Origin of the sequence: Streptomyces smyrnaeus (genome assembly GCF_017676345.1) — a bacterium.
Classification (GTDB): domain Bacteria; phylum Actinomycetota; class Actinomycetes; order Streptomycetales; family Streptomycetaceae; genus Streptomyces; species Streptomyces smyrnaeus.
Genome location: NZ_JAFFZM010000006.1, coordinates 273,863 through 292,156, shown reverse-complemented (window position 1 = coordinate 292,156; position 18,294 = coordinate 273,863). Strand labels below are relative to the sequence as shown.

Annotated in this window: 18 protein-coding genes; 9 read left to right on the top strand and 9 right to left on the bottom strand. The window is 72.3% G+C overall.

Annotated features, from left to right (window positions below; all coding sequences use genetic code 11):
* The first annotated feature begins 24 nt into the window (after nucleotides 1–24).
* Both JW613_RS12790 and JW613_RS12785 read left to right on the top strand, forming a co-directional pair.
* On the top strand, nucleotides 25–1,221 hold the full coding sequence (locus JW613_RS12790) for an ABC transporter ATP-binding protein (protein WP_245225464.1): 1,197 nt from the start codon (nucleotides 25–27) through the stop codon (nucleotides 1,219–1,221).
* Nucleotides 1,221–2,129 (top strand): ABC-2 transporter permease, encoded by a 909-nt coding sequence (locus JW613_RS12785; RefSeq protein ID WP_209210898.1) that lies wholly within the window; start codon nucleotides 1,221–1,223, stop codon nucleotides 2,127–2,129. The genes JW613_RS12790 and JW613_RS12785 overlap by 1 nt, the downstream gene beginning before the upstream one ends.
* 44 nt (nucleotides 2,130–2,173) lie before the next feature.
* On the opposite strand, the gene JW613_RS12780 is transcribed toward JW613_RS12785, so the two are convergent.
* The gene (locus JW613_RS12780; RefSeq protein WP_209210897.1) at nucleotides 2,174–2,536 is read right to left on the bottom strand and encodes an Rv1322 family protein; all 363 of its coding nucleotides are present in this window, start codon (nucleotides 2,534–2,536) and stop codon (nucleotides 2,174–2,176) included.
* A 310-nt stretch (nucleotides 2,537–2,846) separates the two neighbouring features.
* On the opposite strand from JW613_RS12780, the gene JW613_RS12775 reads away from it, so the two are divergent.
* A complete protein-coding gene (locus tag JW613_RS12775; protein WP_209210896.1) occupies nucleotides 2,847–3,929 on the top strand; it encodes an LLM class flavin-dependent oxidoreductase in 1,083 nt (360 codons plus the stop codon).
* Between the two features lie 196 nt (nucleotides 3,930–4,125).
* On the opposite strand, the gene JW613_RS12770 is transcribed toward JW613_RS12775, so the two are convergent.
* Nucleotides 4,126–4,518: an SCO5389 family protein gene (locus JW613_RS12770; RefSeq protein WP_099884292.1), complete on the bottom strand. Its 393-nt coding sequence runs from the start codon at nucleotides 4,516–4,518 to the stop codon at nucleotides 4,126–4,128.
* 218 nt (nucleotides 4,519–4,736) lie between these two features.
* On the opposite strand from JW613_RS12770, the gene nucS reads away from it, so the two are divergent.
* Complete coding sequence (gene nucS, locus JW613_RS12765; protein WP_209210895.1) at nucleotides 4,737–5,399, top strand: endonuclease NucS; 663 nt, start codon at nucleotides 4,737–4,739, stop codon at nucleotides 5,397–5,399.
* A gap of 117 nt (nucleotides 5,400–5,516) precedes the next feature.
* On the opposite strand, the gene JW613_RS12760 is transcribed toward nucS, so the two are convergent.
* The 5 genes from JW613_RS12760 to JW613_RS12740 all read right to left on the bottom strand — a co-directional run bounded on the left by JW613_RS12760 (nucleotide 5,517) and on the right by JW613_RS12740 (nucleotide 12,179).
* Nucleotides 5,517–7,076, bottom strand: coding sequence for a PH domain-containing protein (locus tag JW613_RS12760; protein ID WP_209210894.1), 1,560 nt, complete (start codon nucleotides 7,074–7,076; stop codon nucleotides 5,517–5,519).
* A gap of 126 nt (nucleotides 7,077–7,202) precedes the next feature.
* Nucleotides 7,203–9,701, bottom strand: a complete 2,499-nt coding sequence (locus tag JW613_RS12755) for an ATP-binding protein (protein ID WP_209210893.1) — start codon at nucleotides 9,699–9,701, stop codon at nucleotides 7,203–7,205.
* Nucleotides 9,702–9,810: 109 nt separating this feature from the next.
* On the bottom strand, nucleotides 9,811–10,170 hold the full coding sequence (locus JW613_RS12750) for an STAS domain-containing protein (RefSeq protein WP_209210892.1): 360 nt from the start codon (nucleotides 10,168–10,170) through the stop codon (nucleotides 9,811–9,813).
* Between the two features lie 318 nt (nucleotides 10,171–10,488).
* The gene (locus JW613_RS12745) at nucleotides 10,489–11,337 is read right to left on the bottom strand and encodes a 3-hydroxyacyl-CoA dehydrogenase family protein (RefSeq protein WP_209210891.1); all 849 of its coding nucleotides are present in this window, start codon (nucleotides 11,335–11,337) and stop codon (nucleotides 10,489–10,491) included.
* 188 nt (nucleotides 11,338–11,525) lie between these two features.
* Nucleotides 11,526–12,179 (bottom strand): TetR/AcrR family transcriptional regulator, encoded by a 654-nt coding sequence (locus tag JW613_RS12740; protein ID WP_209210890.1) that lies wholly within the window; start codon nucleotides 12,177–12,179, stop codon nucleotides 11,526–11,528.
* A gap of 80 nt (nucleotides 12,180–12,259) precedes the next feature.
* On the opposite strand from JW613_RS12740, the gene JW613_RS12735 reads away from it, so the two are divergent.
* Entirely contained in the window at nucleotides 12,260–13,048 is a 789-nt protein-coding gene (locus JW613_RS12735) for an ABC transporter ATP-binding protein (protein ID WP_209210889.1), read from the top strand.
* Between the two features lie 136 nt (nucleotides 13,049–13,184).
* A complete protein-coding gene (locus JW613_RS12730; RefSeq protein WP_209210888.1) occupies nucleotides 13,185–13,940 on the top strand; it encodes an ABC transporter permease in 756 nt (251 codons plus the stop codon).
* A gap of 27 nt (nucleotides 13,941–13,967) precedes the next feature.
* On the opposite strand, the gene JW613_RS12725 is transcribed toward JW613_RS12730, so the two are convergent.
* The gene (locus tag JW613_RS12725) at nucleotides 13,968–15,056 is read right to left on the bottom strand and encodes a YncE family protein (protein ID WP_245225463.1); all 1,089 of its coding nucleotides are present in this window, start codon (nucleotides 15,054–15,056) and stop codon (nucleotides 13,968–13,970) included.
* A gap of 255 nt (nucleotides 15,057–15,311) precedes the next feature.
* Between JW613_RS12725 and JW613_RS12720 the strand changes: the two genes are divergently transcribed.
* From JW613_RS12720 to JW613_RS12710, 3 genes are read left to right on the top strand one after another with little or no spacing between them, the layout of a single operon-like run.
* Nucleotides 15,312–15,884, top strand: coding sequence for a cob(I)yrinic acid a,c-diamide adenosyltransferase (locus tag JW613_RS12720; RefSeq protein ID WP_209210887.1), 573 nt, complete (start codon nucleotides 15,312–15,314; stop codon nucleotides 15,882–15,884).
* A complete protein-coding gene (locus tag JW613_RS12715) occupies nucleotides 15,881–16,510 on the top strand; it encodes an HAD family hydrolase (protein WP_245225461.1) in 630 nt (209 codons plus the stop codon). Before JW613_RS12720 ends, JW613_RS12715 begins: the two co-directional genes overlap by 4 nt.
* 28 nt (nucleotides 16,511–16,538) lie before the next feature.
* A complete protein-coding gene (locus tag JW613_RS12710) occupies nucleotides 16,539–17,390 on the top strand; it encodes a hypothetical protein (protein WP_245225460.1) in 852 nt (283 codons plus the stop codon).
* A gap of 79 nt (nucleotides 17,391–17,469) precedes the next feature.
* On the opposite strand, the gene JW613_RS12705 is transcribed toward JW613_RS12710, so the two are convergent.
* On the bottom strand, nucleotides 17,470–18,153 hold the full coding sequence (locus JW613_RS12705; protein ID WP_307865872.1) for a hypothetical protein: 684 nt from the start codon (nucleotides 18,151–18,153) through the stop codon (nucleotides 17,470–17,472).
* Between the last annotated feature and the right edge of the window lie 141 nt (nucleotides 18,154–18,294).

Sequence of the window (18,294 nt, the reverse complement as noted above, 5' to 3'; positions counted from 1 at the left end):
CCGAACTGCGTCCAAGGGCAAAGGATGATCGAGGCGTACGGCCTGACGAAGCGCTACGGCGCCAAGACGGCCGTGTACAACCTGTCCTTCCAGGTGCGGCCGGGGGCCGTGACCGGGTTTCTGGGGCCCAACGGCTCCGGGAAATCGACCACGATGCGCATGATCCTGGGGCTGGACACGCCGACGTCCGGCCGGGTGACCGTGGGCGGCCACGCTTTCCGCGGCCTGCCCAACGCACCCCGCCAGGTCGGTGCGCTCCTCGACGCGAAGGCCGTGCACGGCGGTCGCAGCGCACGCAACCATCTGCTCTCCCTCGCCCAGCTGTCCGGCATTCCGGCCCGCAGGGTCGATGAGGTGCTGGGCGTCGTGGGCCTCCAGGAGGTCGGCAAGAAGCGCTCCAAGGGCTTCTCGCTCGGCATGGGCCAGCGCCTGGGGATCGCGGCCGCGCTGCTCGGCGACCCTCAGGTGCTGCTCTTCGACGAGCCGGTCAACGGCCTCGACCCGGAGGGCATCCTGTGGGTCCGCAACCTGATGCGGCGACTGGCGAGCGAGGGCCGCACGGTCTTCGTCTCCAGCCATCTGATGAGCGAAATGGCACAGACCGCCGACCACCTCATCGTCATCGGACGCGGTCAGTTGATGGCCGACATGTCCGTGCAGGAGTTCATCGAGCGCAACTCCGTCGGGTTCGCCCGGGTGCGCACCCCGGACACCGAGCCGGAGCAGCGCGAGAAGCTGATCGTGGCGCTGCAGGAGGCGGGCGGCCAGGCGCAGCCCGAGAACGACGGCGCCCTGCGCGTCACCGGGCTGCCGCTGCCGCGCATCAGCGACCTGGCGCACAGCGCGGACGTCCGGCTGTGGGAACTGTCGCCGCATCAGGCCTCCCTCGAAGAGGCGTATATGAGGCTCACCCAGGGCTCGGTGGACTACCGCTCGACGACCGACATGCGCGCGGGGCTGCAACAGCCCGCCGGGGCCCCGGGAATGGCGGTGCCCGGCACGGTACCGCCGCAGGCGGCGCCGGTACCGGGGGCGGCTGCGCAGATGCCGCCGGCCCCGCAGGGCAACCCGTACGTGGCCCAGCAGCCGGTACCGCAGCAGGCACCGCAGCCGGGCGCTCCGGAGGGCGGCACGCTCCAGATGCGTGCGCAGCAGCCCCCGGCCGGCGCCGCCGGCAGCAGCACGAGCAGCACCACCAAGAACGAAGGCGAGGACGCCTGATGAGCACCCAGCAGTACGAGGGCCAGGCGGCTGGGCAGGCGAACTGGCCGAACGGCATCGCCCCCTACAACTCGCCCATTCCGATGGCGCGTACCCACCTCGGTCACGCGCTCGTCTCGGAGTGGACCAAGATCCGCACCGTTCGCTCCACGGTGTGGACGCTCAGCGTGATGTTCGTACTCGTCGTCGGTATCGGCCTGCTGACCGCCATGGCGCTGAGCGGTGACGACTACACCGGGATGCCGCTGCTCTCCAGCGGCCTGTTCGGGCTCATGCTGGGCCAGCTCTGCGTGATCACCCTCGGTGTACTGGTGGTCACCTCCGAGTACGGCACCGGCATGATCCGCACCACCCTCACCGCCTGCCCGCAGCGGGGACGGGTGCTGCTGGCCAAGGCCGTGGTCTTCTTCGTGCTGGCGTTCGTGATGACGACGCTGGCCTGCACCCTCACCGCGCTGATCAACTCCGCGCTGCTGAGCGACCAGACGCGTCCCTCGTACGTGAGCGACAGCAACTTCGGCGGGTCCTTCGAAGGAGGGAAGCTGGTCGCCTCCGGCGGCGAGTGGCTGGGCGCCACCGTCGGCGCCGGGCTGTATGTGGCCCTGCTCGGGCTGCTGTCGCTGGCGGTCGGCGCACTGCTGCGGCACTCGGCGGGCGCGATCACCACCATGATGGGCGTCGTCCTGCTGCCGCTGGTGATGGCGCTGTTCATGGCGGGCGAGGCCCTGAAGGACGTCCGCGACTTCCTGTTGGAGTACTCCCCGCTCAACGGGCTCGCCTCCCTCTACCGCATCCCCATGACCGAGGACCAGGACGCCACGGGCTGGCCGCTGCTCGGTGGCCTGGCCGTCGTCACGCTGATCATCCTCGGGGTGGCCTACGCCCTGCTGCACAAGCGCGACGTGTAGCGGCGGGCATCACCGCACGGGGCGGCGGCCGACCGGCCCGACCCTCAATAGCGCGGCGCGTTACGGGACCGCTGGAGTCTGGCACTCCGGCGGTCCCGTGCGTTCCAGCAGGCGCGGTGCCAGTGCCGACGGTCGGCCACATCGCCCTCCAGCGGCCAGGCGACGACGTGCGGAACACCGGGGGGAATCTCCTGGTCACAGCCGGGGCACCGGTAGTGCTTGACCGCCGCGCCGCCGCTTATCTGGCGGACCGCCCACTCCTCGCCCCGCCAGTCCTCGGTGCGCTCCAGGCCGTAGCGCTCCCGCTCGCTGCGCTCCTCACCACCGCGCCGCACCCCGGAGCCGGTGCGGGCGGCCTTGGCCGAGTTGACTGCGCCGCTGCGGGAGCGGTTACGACGCGGGGACACGTGGGCACCTCGGAGGGTCGACGGCGGTGGACGGGCCGACGGCCGCCCGCAGCACCGCCCGGCAGCGCGAGTGACGCCTCGGGGTGCGTGCGGCGCGGCGGCCGTACGCGTTCCAGCCTACGCAGGTGGCCGACGACCGCTCGCGGCTGTCCACAGGCGACGGCCGATCGGCGTTCATCTGATGAATGGCCTGTCAGGCCGTGCCTTCGGCACATGTCCGGCGTTAGTGCCGGGTAGGGTGTCCGGCCTTCCGGAACGCCCAGCCCGGGCCGGGCCGGACGGCCGCGGGCAGTCACGAGGGCGGTGGGGAATGCGAGTTGGAGCTTTTGTCCTGGGAGCACAGTTCCCGGGCCAGGGGCAGGGTGAGGCGCTGGAGCGGGCGGTGAGCACCGCTGAGGCCGCGGAGGAGGCGGGGCTGGCCGATGTCTGGCTGGCCGAACACCACTTCGTGTCCTACGGAGTGTGCCCCTCGGCGGTCACACTCGCGGCGCTGCTGCTGGGGCGTACCCGGCACATCGGCGTCGGCACGGCCGTCAGTGTGCTGCCCAACGCGCATCCGGTCACGCTCGGCGAGCAGACGGCACTGCTCCATCTGCTTTCCCAGGGGCGCTTCACGCTCGGCGTCGGACGCGGCGGCCCCTGGGTGGATCTGGAGGTGTTCGGCGGCGGCCTGAAGGCGTTCGAGGAGGGCTTCCCGGAGGCACTGGACCTGCTGCTGCGCTGGCTGCGCGAGCCGAGGGTGGGCGCGGACGGCGAGCGGTACCGCTTCCGTGAGGTCCAGGTGGTCCCCCGCCCGGACGCCGCGGGCCCTGACGCCGGGTTCGCCGCGGACGGGCCGGCCAGGGGCGCGGACGGCGGCCCGGGGGCCGGCCCCGGTGTGGTCGTCGCCTGCACCTCGCCGGGGACCGTGCGGCTGGCTGCCGAGCGGCTGCTGCCCATGCTGCTGGGCATGCACTGCGGGGACGAGGACAAGGCCGACATGACCCGCCTGTGGCGGCGTACGGCGCTGGAGGCGGGCCACCCGCCCGAGGTGGTGGAGGCGGCCGCGGGACGGCATGTGTCGGCCGGTGTGGTGCAGGTCGGCGACTCGTTCGAGGAGGCACGGCGGCTGCTGACGAAAACCATGCCCGGCTGGCTGCGCGAAGGGCTGGGCCAGCATGTGACCGTCGACGGCCGGCCGCGCCCGATGCGGGACCCCAACGGCTACACGGAGCTGCTGTGCGAGCTCCATCCGGTGGGGACGCCCCGGTTGTGCGCGGAACGGCTCGCGGCGACGGCGGAGCGCACCGGCATCGAGCGGTTCGCGCTGCTGGTGGAGGGCACCGGCGACCGGGACGCCACGCTGCGCAACGTCCATCGGCTGGCCGGTGAGGTGCTGCCGCTGCTCGGCTGAGAGCAGGCCGGACAGGTCCGCGACCCGGGCCCGAGCCGACGGCGTCGCAAAGGCTGAAAAACGTTGCAGGCGGCGCTTGCCGCGGGCGATCCCACTCGGCGGGCGGCGCCCGCGTGGTGGCATGCCGAGAAGCGGTTGCGGCGACGACACTCCACCGCCGCAACCGCCTCAGGGCCCCGTCCGCCGTGGGTGGGGCTCAGCAGTCGCGCAGCTCGGGGGACTGGTTGAGGAGCTGACCGCGTATGGAAGTGAAGCGGGCGAGCCGGTCGTCCACCGACGGGTCCAGCGGGAAGACAGCGACCCGGTGACAGTTCTGGAAAGCGAGCCGCACACCGAAGTGACGCTCCAGCGCACCCCGGATGGCGTCGCTGGCCATTGCACGGAGCAATTGCCCCCGGCGCTGCTCATCCGGCGGCGGCGTCTGGTTGTCGGCGAACTCCCCGCCGTCCACCTTCAACTGCGCGACGAGCGAACTGACCATCTCCCAGGCGTACGGGAGAGAGGTGCGGACGCAGTCGACGAACGCCGCCTCATCCACCTCGCCACGCTCTGCCTGTTCCAACAGCGCAGGTGGGACGTCGAGCGACATGGGTTTCTCCTCTCGCGACCCGGGCCCGGAAGCCGGGTCTCTTGGGGGTGAAGGGACATCACCGCGTAGTCGCGCAACCTCGGACGGCGACGCCCAGCCTTACCGTACGGCCACGAGGGTGAGAGCAGCACGAGAATGGGAATACTCGCGCCACTGTCGAACACCCCATCCGGGGGCGAATCGCGCACAGCACGTGCGGTCGAGTAGCGTGACCGACCATGCGTCTCGTCATCGCCCGCTGCTCTGTCGACTACGCCGGCAGGCTCACCGCACACCTGCCCTCAGCGCCCAGACTCATCCTGGTCAAGGCGGACGGATCGGTGTCCGTCCACGCCGACGACCGCGCCTACAAGCCCCTCAACTGGATGTCTCCCCCGTGCACTCTCAAAGAGGGGGACGACGAGCGCTGGACGGTGGAGAACAAGGCGGGCGAGAAACTGATCATCACGATGGAGGAGATACTGCACGACTCCTCCCACGAACTGGGCGTCGACCCGGGTCTGATCAAGGATGGCGTGGAAGCGCACCTCCAGGAACTCCTCGCCGACCGTATGGAGACGCTGGGCGACGGATGGTCACTGATCCGCCGCGAATTCCCCACCGCCATCGGCCCCGTCGACATCCTGGGGCGGGACGGCGACGGGACGACCGTCGCCATCGAGATCAAGCGCCGCGGTGAGATCGACGGCGTCGAACAGCTCACCCGCTATCTGGAACTGCTCAACCGGGACCCGCATCTGGCCCCGGTCAAGGGCGTCTTCGCGGCCCAGGAGATCAAGCCCCAGGCCCGGGTCCTGGCCACCGACCGCGGCATCGACTGCGTGACCCTGGACTACGACGCCCTGCGCGGTATCGAGGACGACAAGCTCCGCCTGTTCTGACCCGGCGGCCCGGCCTGCCCCGGCACCGGCCCGGCCGAACGGCCGCTGCGGACGGCGCCGGACGGCCGCTCCGGACGGCCGCTGCGAACGGCCGCCGTCGCGGGCCGCCGGAGGTGGTCACGTCCGGGGGCCCGCGGCCTGCGCCGACGTTCGCGCGGATCCCAACTCGCGGACCAGGCGGGCCAGGTCGTCCGGGGCGGCCGCGAGGCGGACCGGCGTACCCGCGTCGTCGAGTTCGGCGATGTGCCAGCCCCTGGGGACGGTGTCGCCGTCGTCGCCCCGGACCCGCCGCACGTCCCGCACGGTGAGCCGCTCCACCGGAATCGGTCTGGCCGCGAACCTTCCCGGGCCCGGGTGGGGGGTCACAGCGGGCGGGCCGTCCCCGACGACGATGTGGGTGCCGAAGCCGTGCGGGTTGTACTCGGTGTGCTCCAGGAACCGGGCGGCCAAGAACGCCTCCCGCTCCGGCTCGGCGGACACCTCGGCCGCAGCGTCCTCAGCGTCCGCCGCGGGCGTACGGACGCGCGTGGCGTACCAGGCCCGGACGAACAGGCCCAGCGTCACCAGCGAACCCGCGACGGCCCATGCGACGGCCTCGGAAGAGGCGAGGCCCGTGGGGTGGCGGTAGCACAGCGGCAGCAGCCACACGGCCGTGCCGACGAGCGCGCCCGCGAACGGCAGAGCCGACGGGAGGACCTCGTCGTCGGGCCGGCGACGGGCGCGCAGCCGCAGCAGCACCTTCGTGCCCGGGTAGACCGCGGCGAGGGCGACCGCGGCCGCGACGACGGCCAGCGCCCCGGCGTCGGCGATGTGGTTGCGCCACACATGGCCCTCCCCCGCGACCTCCATCACCTCGCGGCGCCAGACGGTCAGTTCGACGCTGTCACCGGCATCGAACGCGAGCGCGGCCTCGCGGGAGACCGCGAGCCGCTTCTGCGGCCGGCTGTCGGTGAAGTACAACCAGCTGCTGTGCTTGGGCCGGCCGGCCTCGGTCCGCTCGATCTCGGCCGACAGGGTGGTCAGGCACTCGTCACGCTCGTCGGCGGGGGTGCGGGAAGTGCACGGGGCCGCCGAGACCCACGCCCTCTCCTGCGACGACGCGTTCGGTACGAACCAGGCGGCCACCCCCGCGCCCGCCAGCAGCAGCACGCACAGACTCAGCGCCCCGGCCCAGGTTCGTCCGACGGTGCGGTACGTAAGGACGGGAAGGTGGCTCGACCGCGGGGTTCCGTGCCGGCGGTGCAGTGCGCGGAGCACGTCCAGTTCCGCGTCGAAGTCCGGGTCGTCACAGGGGCCGTGCGGCAGGGGCAGGAGCCGCTTGCCGCCGTCACACAGCAACACGCTGACGCGACGGGTGGTCCTGGCCCGGTGGTTGCGCTCGTGCCGCAGCTGGATCCGTAGGTCGGCGACGTCCTGCCACGGCACGCTCCAGCGGCTCAGCAGCGTCCAGGAGCGCAGGCCGTACGCGTCGGCGCGCACCCGGGCGGTGGCCGCGTACAGCGCCGCGACGCCCAGCGGGGCGAGGAGCAGTCCGACACCCAGCCACACCACCGCGAGCTCGTCCCGAAGCAGCGTGCCCACCACGGCCACGCCCATCCCGGCCGCCCCGAGCCCGACGAAGAACCACAGGGTGCGCCTCCAGCGCGGACGGCAGAGCACTTCGCGGGCATCGTTCATGCACGAGATCCTGCCGCTGCCGGGCCGCCCGCGCCTGTGCACGGTGCGGCAGCCTCTGCGCGGGCGACACTGCCGACCCGCGGCAGCGGCACCTCGACTGTCCCGCGGAGCACGTTCCCTCGGGACCTACGACGCCGAGGGTGCGGCCGAGTCGGACCCCTGGCCGGTGCTCGGGGAGCCGCCAGTTGTCGTGCCGGCGTCCGTGGGGGTCCGGTCCGCGCCGCCCGAGGGGGTCTTCCCCGGGTCCTGCGAGGACGGGTCGTCGCTGGGGTCGGGCGACGGGTCCTGGGAGGAGGGCGGGTCCTCCGGCGAGGAGGACGGCGGCCGGTTCGGCGAGGAGGGCGGGTCGTCGGGTGAGGACGGCGGCCTGTGGGGGCTGCTGGGGTCGTCCGGGGAGCTGGAGGACTCCTCGGAGGAGCTCGGCCTGCCGCCAGGCGTCCCCGCGTCCTGCGACGAGGACGCCGGTCCCTGTCGAGCGCCCTGCGACGGGCTGCCCGCGGCGGGCTGCTGCCGCCCCGGCTGTCCGCTTCTGCTGCCGTCACCGGGCGAGGCGTCGCCGGGGGCGTTGTCCTCGTCGTCTCGGGAGGTGCCGGCATCCGGCCGTACCGAGTCCGGGGGGTCGTCGTCGGAGACGGTGCCGAGCGTGACGACCGTGCCGAGTACGGCGGCGATCAGCGCGCCCGCACCGGCCGCCGCGAGGTTGCGCTTGCTGCTGGTGAAGGCGCGCCAGCCGCGCGGTGCGCCGTGCCGGCCGCTGGTGTGCCCGGCGCGGGACGCGGTGCCGGCCGAGTCGGGCGCGCCGTCCGTCGGCGAGACCAGCGTCTCCCCCGGCTGCTGCTGCTGCGCGGCGGCGGTCGACAGGGCCGGGGTGGTGGCCGCGTCGGTCCCGGCGGCGGCTGCGGTGACGGCCTCCGGAGCGCCCAGCGGCGGTGTGTCGACGGGGGCGTACGGGTTCACGGCCGGGCTCGCCGCCGGTCCGCCGGGCGGGGTGGACCCGGCCGCGGCGAGCTGGTCGGTCACCAGAGCGAGCGCCCTGCGGCCCGCGACCATGCCGCGCTGCTCCGCCAGTGTGCCGCGCAGCCCGAGCGCGGTCTCCAGTTCGGAGCGGGCCCGCTCGGGGTTGCCGGCGGACAGGGCGAGGATGCCCAGCTCGTGGTGGAAGTAGGCCTCCTCGGCGAGCTCACCGGAGGCGCGGGCGGCCTCCTGGCCGCAGCGCAGCATCCGCTCCCAGGCGCTCCAGCGCATGCCCGCCGCCAGCACGGGCGCTGCCGTGCGGGCGAGCAGCACCGCGGCACTGGCGCTGCCGCCGCCCCGGGCGCCCCGTACGGCGGCGAGCAGCGCGTCGGCTTCCTGCGCGACGCGGTCGGCGCTGACGGAGGCCTGTCCTGCCCACCAGCTGTAGTGCTGCGCGGCAGCGAGCGCGTGTGCGGCGCCGCCCTCGGTGTGACCGGCCTCGGTGAGCTGTGCGGCGACGCCCGCGGCGAGCTTGAAGTGGCCGCCTGCCGGGCTGATCAGCCCGGAGGCCAGCAGTTCGGTGACGCTCTCGTCGGCCTGCGGGTCGCCGGTGAGGGCGGGCAGGTGCTCGGGGTGCGGGAGCTCTCCTTCGAGTGCGAGGGCCAGCCGCAGTGCTCCGCGGCCCGCCTCGGAGAGCGCCGCGGCCAGCAGCGGGGCCAGCGCCACGTCGTCCGGCAGGTCGGGAACGACGCTGTCGCTGCCCTGCAGCCGCAGCAGCGCCCCGGCCTGGACGAAGCGCAGCGGCAGCCCCTCGGAGCCGAACCACAGGTCCGCGGCCCAGTCGGCCTCCTCGTCGGTGAGCTGGCGGTGGACGGCCCGTTCCATCAGCTCCATACAGGCGGTACGGCTCAGCCCGGGCAGGAACACCTCTTCGAGGTACGAGCCGGGGGCGGGCGCCGGCTGGTCGGGGGTGACGGCGAACACGAAGGCGCACTCGGGCGTGGCCCGCAGCAGCTCGTCCAGGGCCTCGCCGCCGAACTCCAGATCGTCGACGAGGACGACGGCGCCGATCCCACCGAGCGCGCTGACCAGCTCGGTCTTCCCCGGCCGGTGCAGCGGGGCGCTGTGCACGGCGGCGAACAGGTCGTACATCAGGTCGCTGGGCGTGCGGTGGTAGCCGCTGAGCCGGATCACCCCGTCGGGCGCGAGGGAGGCGACGTCCCCGGCGACGGCGTCGAGGAGGGCGCTGCGGCCGGACCCGGAGCGCCCGGTGAGCCGCACCGAGCGCCCACGGGAGAGCAGCCGGGTGAGCCGTTCGCGCTCCTCGTCCCGCTCCAGCAGGCTGCCGGGCGGCAGCGCGGCCACGGCGGTGACCGTCTCGGGGACGGGGCGGTCCTGCGGGGTGAGCTTGGCCGGGGTGCCGCGCTGCTCACCCGGCGGGCAGGGTTCGATCTCGCTGCCGTCGACCGGGTTGACCGTCACCAGGTACCGGTCGGCCACGAGCCGGACCGCACGGGCCGACTCGCCGCCGGTCCCACTGCCCGGTCGGCCGTCGGCCGGTTCGCCGCCGGTCGGTTCGCCGCCGGCCGGTTCGCCGCTGGTCGTGGCTCCGGTGGACGGGTGCTCGTCCCCGTGTGCGTAACGCTCGCTGCCGTGCCGTTCCATCGTCATGTCTCCCAAGAGCTGGTGGCGCGGCCGGCCGGTCGAGAGGGGCCGGTCCGGTGCGCGGCCTCCATTGTCCAGGAAGCGGCGGGACGCGGGGACGGCACCGGCCGGGTTGTCATGGCTTCGCCAGAATGCCGGACTGTCCGGACCGGGACCCGGCCGCCCGGGAGCCGCCCGGCGCGGGGGTCTCGATGGCGAGGATGCGGTGCAGCCGAGTGGCCACCAGCAGGCGCTGCATCTGCGAGGGCACCTCACGCAGGACGAGTCTGCGGCCGCACCGTCCCGCGCGGCGGTGGGCGCCCATGATGACGCCGAGGCCCGTGGCGTCCCACGAGTCGAGCTCGGCGAGATCCAGCACGAGGTCGCCGTCGCCCGAGTCGACAGCCGCGTGCAGAACCGTACGGGCGTCCGCCGCGCTGCGGACGTCGAGACGACCTCCGACGACCAGCTCGGCGTGGTCGCCCCTGATGTGCATATGCGCTCCCGGAGTGGTTCCGTCGTTTGTTGGCGCTTTGCGCGTGTTGCAGCCCGCCGCGGGGACCTGCACGGGGTGCGGCCCCCTTCACCACAGATGACTGGTGCCGCAGCGGTGGAGTTGCCGTCCGTGTCCTGACCGATACCGGATTTCACTCAGGTGAGTGGGAGCCGGCAGCGGACCGGTCACCGGATGTGCCGGTGGCGCGGACCGTCGGTTCCGCCGGCCACGCGCCGAGGAGAGGAGCAACCACCGGCAACCAGGCCGGCGGCAGGGCGTGGAGTACGACCACCGTCTCCGGGCGTCCCGTGCGGCGGTTCAGTGCGGGTAGAAGCCCTGCCCGCTCTTGCGGCCCAGGTCGCCGGCGTCGACCATGCGGCGCATCAGCTCCGGCGGGGCGAACTTGGCGTCCTGGGACTCGGTGTGGATGTTCTCGGTGGCGTGCAGCAGGATGTCGACACCGGTCAGGTCGGCGGTGGCCAGCGGCCCCATGGCGTGGCCGAAGCCGAGCCGGCAGGCGGTGTCGATGTCCTCCGCCGAGGCGACGCCGGACTCGTAGAGCTTGGCGGCCTCCACCACGAGCGCCGAGATGAGGCGGGTGGTGACGAAGCCCGCGACGTCCCGGTTGACGACGACGCAGGTCTTGCCGACGGACTCGGCGAACTCCCGGGCGGTGGCGAGGGTTTCGTCGCTGGTCTTCAGGCCGCGCACCAGCTCGCACAGGGCCATCATGGGCACCGGCGAGAAGAAGTGCGTGCCGACGACCCGCTCCGGCCGGCCGGTGGCCGCCGCGATCTTGGTGATGGGGATGGCGGAGGTGTTGGAGGCGAGTACGGTCCGGTCATCGACCAGTTTGTCGAGGGCGGCGAAGATCTCCCGCTTGACCTCGATCTTCTCGAAGACGGCCTCGACGACGACATCCGCCTCGGCTGCCGCGTCCAGGTCCGTGGTGGTGGTGATACGGGCCAGGGCCGCCTCCGCGTCGGCGGCGGTGAGCTTCCCCTTGGCGACGAACTTCTCGTACGACGCCTTGATCCCGTCGGTACCACGGGCGAGCGCCTCGTCCGTCACATCGCGGAGCGTCACGTCCCAGCCCGCCTGAGCGGAGACCTGTGCGATTCCGGAACCCATGAGTCCGGCTCCGATGACGGCGAGCTTCTTCGCCACGTTCTTCACCCTCACTTCGTCGCGCCGGGTCGCGCTCCCGCCCTCGGGGGTAGCGCCCCGTGCCTTGTGAATGACCGTCCGTTGGGCGGACATTAGCGCCTTACGCCGGAGCGTGGGGGACGAAGAGACACGTATCACGTCTCACATGGCGGACGTCACACGGTGGGGCGACGCTGGCTGGGGGCGGCTCACCGGCCGGGCTTCGTCGCGTAGTTGAGGAACTCGTCGGTGACGAACGACTCGAAGGCCTCCAGTTTGGCGAGCGCGTCGCGGGCGGCCTGTTCGGGTGAGGTTCCATCGGCGATGCTCAGTGTGGCGCCCCGGGTCACCAGGTTGACCAGGTTCACCAGTTCGTAGGCGACGAGCTCGGGCATCGGATCGCCGGGAGCCGCGTCGGTCTCGGCAGCCAGGGTCTCCCGCAGCCGGTCGGCGGTGCGGTGGTGCAGCACCATCAGCCGGGCCACCAGCGCGGGGGACTCGCGCACAACACGCATGAAGTCGCCGAACCCCTCCCGGATGCCCGCGTACAGGTTCTGCTCGGCGATGTCCTGGCGCAGCCTGCCCAGTACGGCGCCGGCGGCGGACCGGCCCGGCTCGCGGTCGCGCACCAGGGCGGCGGCGCGGTCGACCATCTCCTCCTCGCGGTCGAAGAAGAGGTCCTCCTTTGCCGGGAAGTAGTTGTAGACCGTGTTGACCGAGACGTCGGCCGCCTCGGCGATCTCGGCGATGGTGACCGCGTCGAAACCGCGCGCCAGGAACAGCCCGGTGGCGATGTCGGAGATCCGCTGACGGGTCTCGCGCTTCTTCCGTTCTCTGCGGCCCTCTGGGGCGGTGGTGGCCATGGCCCCATCGTAGGCCAGGGTGGGGTCTCTCAAATCTTGGGGAGATTGCAAGTTTTCAGTGACTCTGTTTTTCTGGAGCCATGCCAGCAGCCATCCACACCGCCGGGCTGACCCGGGCCTTCCACACCACATCGCGCACCGTCGAAGCCGTACGCGGCATCGACCTGACCGTCGAGCAGGGCGAGATCCTCGGCTTCCTCGGCCCCAACGGAGCGGGCAAGACGACCACGCTCCGGATGCTCACCACGCTGCTGCCGCCCACCTCGGGCACCGCGACCGTCGCGGGCCACGACCTGATCGCGGACCCCACCGGCGTACGGAGGCGCATCGGCTACGTCGCACAGTCCGGTGGGGTCGACCCCACCGTCAGCGTCCGCGAGGAGCTGACCACCCAGGGCAGGCTCTACCGGCTCGGCAGGTCCGAAGCCGCCCGCCGCACCACCGAGCTGGCGGAAGAACTCGATCTGGTCGCCCTGCTCGACCGCCCCTGCGGCGCCCTGTCCGGCGGCCAGCGGCGCCGACTGGACATCGCCATGGCTCTCACCCACGAACCCGTGCTGCTCTTCCTCGACGAGCCGACGACCGGACTCGACCCCGGCAGCCGTGCCGACCTGTGGCAGCTGGTCGGGCGGCTGCGCGACGAGCGCGGCATGACCGTCTTCCTGACCACGCACTACCTGGACGAGGCCGACGCGCTCGCCGACCGACTGGTGATCCTGGACGACGGCCGCGTCGTCGCGCAGGGCACTCCGACCGAGCTCAAGCAGCGCCACGCCGGCTCGGCCGACGCCGGCCTGCAGGACGCCTTCATCGCCCTGACCGGGCGCAGGGCCGAGCGAGAGGCGGAACACACGCCCGTCGCCGTCTGACCCGAAGCACCACCGCTCCACCGCCCCACCGCTTCCGCAGAGCTTCGCAGCCGCGCGCTCGCGCGTTCCGGGCGCGCTGTGCGCCCGTGCGCCCGTGCGCTCCCCACGGTCTCCCTAGAGAACGGACAACCCTCCTGTGTCCCACCTGCTGACAGACACCGGCATCATCGCCGGGCGCTACATCCGGCAGACGGCAGCATCCAAACTCGGGCTGGTCTTCGGGCTGCTCCAGCCGCTGCTCTTCCTCGTCTTCTTCGGCCCGCTGCTGGAGGGCCTCCACCTCGGCGGGAACGGCGACTCCTGGCAACTGCTGGTGCCCGGCCTCCTCGTCCAGCTCGGCCTGTTCTCCTCCGCCTTCGCCGGGTTCAACATCCTCATCGAGAAACAGCACGGCGTGGTGGAGAGGATGCGGGTGACGCCCGTCAGCAGGCTGGCCCTGCTGCTGGGGCGTCTGATCCGCGACGTCCTCCAGCTGTTCGTGCAGTCCTTGCTGCTCGTCCTGGTCGGCGTCGCCCTGGGACTGCGCGCACCGGTGGCCGGGGTACTGCTGGGCTTCCTCCTGGTGGGCCTGCTCGCCGCTTCGCTCGCCTCGCTGTCGTACGCGCTGGCGATGCGGGTCGGCTCGCCACAGGAGTTCGCGCCCGTCATCAACTCCCTCAACATGCCGGCGATGCTGCTGTCCGGAATCCTGCTTCCGATGGCGCTGGCGCCGGGCTGGCTGGACACGCTCTCACGCTTCGTACCGTTCCGGTACGTCGTCGACGCGGTACGCGACGCCTTCACCGGGCACTACACGGACGGCTCGCTGGCCCTCGGCGCGGCCGTCGCCGCCGCGCTGGCCGTGGTGTCGCTGGGCCTGGGCACCCAGGTGTTCCGGAAGGTGGGCGCCTGACGGACGGACGGCAGGGCAGGGCGGGCGTCACCGGGGCGTGATGGCGATGCCTTCGGGCTCGGGTCCGGTGGGGAGGGTCTTCCGGAGCCGGGGCCCGGCCGGCTGGACGACCGACACCGTGCTGGAGGCCTCGTTGGTGACCCAGACCCGCTGTCCGTCCGGGGTGACGGCGACGCCCTGCGGGGTGACGCCCACGCGCACGCTGCCGGTGACCCGCCGCGCGGACAGGTCGATGACGAGCAGCGAGTCCGCTGCCGAGTCGGCGACGTAGAGCCGGGAGCCGTCCGGACTCACCGCGTTGCCGAGCGGCGCCCTGCCGGCCGGGATGGTGGCGACGACCTTGTTGCTGTCGGTGTCGATGACCGAGATCGTGCCCGATCCGGTGTTCGAGACGTAGACATGCTCGCCATTGGGAGAGGAGCTGATCCCGCTGGGGAAGTCGCCCACGCCGATGGTGGTGATCTGCTTGCCGTTCGCATTGAGGACGGTGACCCGGTTGGCGCCGTTGTTCGTCACATACGCCAAGCCGCCCGGGATGGTGGCGATGCTGTGCGGAAGCCTGGCGACCGGGGTGGTGGCGACAACCTTCCGGTCGCCGACGCTGATGACCGAGACGGTGTCGGAACCGAAGTTGGCGACCAGGACGCGTTTCCCGTCCCGGGTGGGGACGGCCGCGAAGGGGCGCTTCTGGACGGGAACGGTCGCGAGGACGGAGCGGCCGTCGGTGGCGAGGAAGGTGACGCTGTCCGACCGGCCGTTCGCGACGTAGACCATCGTGCCGTCCGGTGCCGCGCTCACCCCCGTCGGTCCTGCTCCGACCTGGGCGGCGCCTGCCGGACGCTCGAGGCGGGTGTCGAAGAGGGACACGGTCCGGGACCCGCTGTTGGCCACGTACGCGGTGATCCGCATGGGGTACGCCGAGGCGGACGACCGCCCCGCGGCGCTCTCGGCTGCGGGCAGGGCCGCGGCGAGCAGGCAGACCAGCAGGGCGCCGGCCGCCAGGCGGAAGCGGCACAAGCGCCGGGCACGGAGGACGGTGACGGACTCGGCTGCTCCACCCGCCGCTTCCCGGAGAGGGCCGGAATGACGGGAGAAGGGCATGGAGGGGAGACGCATGACAGGGACAGTCCTTCACATGAGCCGACGATCGGAAAACTGCATCCGCCTCCATTCCTGACCGTTCGTACGCCCGTCGCATGGTTGTCCGTCCACAGTCCACACCTACGGAGAGTTCGCTACGCCATCCGCCGCAAGAGCGGTGGCGGCACGCACGGAGATGAACCCCGGGGTGTCCGTTCGCGGCGCTGCCCGTGCCCCCGGAGCTTGTCCGGGCCCGGTCGCCACGACCGGCGCCCCTACTACGCTCGCAGCATGGTTAACCTCACGCGGATCTACACCCGAACCGGCGACAAGGGCACCACAGCGCTCGGCGACATGAGCCGCACCGCCAAGACCGACTCCCGTATCGCGGCGTACGCCGACGCCAACGAGGCGAACGCCGCGATCGGGGTCGCGCTGGCCATGGGCGAGCTGGACGAGGAGATCCGTACCGTCCTGCTGCGGGTGCAGAACGACCTGTTCGACGTGGGCGCCGATCTGTCCACACCGGTGGTGGACAACCCCGAGTTCCCGCCGCTGCGCGTCGAGCAGGCCTACATCGACAAGCTGGAGACCGACTGCGACCACTTCCTCGAAGGGCTGGAGAAGCTGCGCTCCTTCATCCTTCCGGGCGGTACGCCGGGAGCGGCGCTGCTGCACCAGGCGTGCACCGTCGTCCGCCGCGCGGAGCGCTCCACCTGGGCGGCGCTGGAGGAGCACGGCGAGACGATGAACCCGCTGACCGCGACCTACCTCAACCGCCTCTCCGACCTGCTGTTCATCCTCGCCCGGTCGGCCAACAAGGCGGTCGGCGACGTGCTGTGGGTGCCGGGCGGCGAGCGATGAGCCCACCCGAGCGGGGACGGCCCGCCCTGCTGATGGACCTGGGCGGCGTCCTGGTGGAGGACAAGCTGCCGGCCGCCGCCGCCAAGTGGTCGGCCCGACTGGGCATCAGCGAGCGGGACTTGATCACGGCCGTCTACGCGGGCAACGACACGGAGGTGCTCGTCGGGCGGATGAGCGGCCCCGCCTGGTGGTCCGTCGTCCGCGAACGGCTCGCGCTGGACGCGGCCGGCCTCGACGAGCTGCGCCACGATCTGGCGGGCACCCCCGTGTGGGACCGGGAGCTGCTCGACGCGGTGGCCGCGCTGCGGGGCCGGGCCCGTACCGCGTTCGTCAGCAACGCCTGGCCGGACGCCCGCCCCAACCTGGCCCCGAACCTGTCCGTCGCCGACGAGGTGGTGCTCTCCTGCGAGGTGGGCTTCGCCAAGCCGGACCCGCGCATCTACACGCACACGCTCCACCTGCTGGGGGTCGCCGCACAGGACGCGCTGTTCGTCGACGATGTCCCGGAGAACGTCGAGGCCGCCCGTGCCCTGGGCATGGCGGGGCATCTCCACACGGACTCCGCCCGGACCCGCGCCGTCCTCGACACGTTCGCCGCCCGGCTGCCCCGGGCCGACGGACCCTGACCGGAAGTCAGCGGGTACTGTGCCCCGCATGGCAATACCGGGGGCCCAGCCGCAGCAGCCGTACTCACAGCAGCCCACATCGACCGCGACGCCCGCGTACCAGTTCAACCCGTACGCCCAGCCGCAGACTCCGCCCCCCGGCCCGCCCGGGCCCCCCGGACAGCCGCCGGGCGGGCCGGTGCGCGGCGGCGGCCCGCGCTGGCTGTGGGCGCTGGGCGGCGTGGTCGTCGCCTCGGTCACCTGGGCCGCGACGCTGATGGCCACCGGCGCGCTGGACAAGGGCACCGCCGACTCGGCCGCGGCCGACTTCAAGGGCTACCGCTTCCACCACGACATGTGCGAGACGGCGAAGCTCAAGTCCTTCCAGCAGGAGTACCGGATCCAGGAGTCCTCCTCGGACAATCCGGACGGCTACTCCTCGCGGCAGAAGGGCCTCGACGTCAGCCGGTGCAGCCGCACGCTGATCGAGCACGGCGAGACCTCGAAGACTCCACCGACCACCTACGTCTCGACCACGGTCACGTGGCACAAGAAGAGCGACCCCGCGCCCGAGTTCGCCTCCGAGCAGCGGACGTGGGAGGACCAGAAGTCCGGCACGTACCAGTACGAGGTCTCTCCCGTCGACGGCTTCGGCGACGAGGCGTACCTGATCAAGGAGGAGCGCGGCGACAGCTTGGGCCGGCTCATGCTGGAGGTACGTGCCGGGTGGATGACGTACGAGATGAGCTGGAGCTGGTTCGGCGGCGGCATCGACGAGGACTTCGAGCCACCGTCCGAGAAGACCGTGACCGGCTGGATGAAGAAGGACACCCGCGCCACGCTGGCGGCGCTCAAGAAGCCCGACTCCAAGAAAGCCCCCGGCCGCGACCCGGGCGCCTAGCCCACCTTCCCCGGTGGGGCCGACCCGGCCGCGCACGCCGATGGGGCAGGCGTCCGTCGTCGTACGGGGGCGCACGGTCTCACCGGGCCGCAGGCCCGGTCCGGCCAGTTCCCGGACCAGCCTGCTGCGGGGACGACCGCTCCGCCTCCGGCCGGGCCGCGGCTTCACCCTGCTCGCCCCGCTCGCCCCACTCGCCACGCTCGGCCTCGCTGTGTTTCGGCTGCTCGCCCTGCTTCGGCTGCTTGGGCCACACCGTGTAGCTGAGCGCGATGATCAGACTGATCCCGACCACGAAACCCATCCGGGTCTGCCACTGGCGCAGCGGTTCGACCTGGGACGCGTCCCCCACGTACCAGATCGCGGCCTGCAGCAGTCCGGCCGCGATGACGGCGGCGCCGATGGCACGCGCCCCCATCTTCCACTCGTGCACGGCCCGTGCCGTGCCGTAGCGGGGCGGTTTGGCCGGGCGCGGTCCCCTGCCCAGCAGATGCGCGGCATGGCCGTCCGCCCACTTGATCATGTAGTGCCCGTGCGTGGCGGTGAATCCGATGTAGACGGCGGCGAGTCCGTGCTTGAAGTCGGGCTCCGCGCCGTTGCGCAGATCGATCGCGGTGACGATCAGCAGCACGACCTCCAGCAGCGGCTCGCACAGCAGCACCGCCGCGCTGGTACGCGGCATCCGTGCGAGGTAGCGCAGCGCGAGGCCCACCGCGAGCAGCACCCAGAAGCCGACCTCGCAGGCGATGATCAACGTCACGATCACGATTGAACGCCCTCCTGGCGTATCCCATGGCGGGAGTGGTGGCGGAATCGCCGCCGGTCGTCGCCTCCTCCCCGATGCCGGACGCGACGACCGGACGCGTACCCCCACCCTCTCGCCGCGGGACCGCCCGGGGCGTCGTCG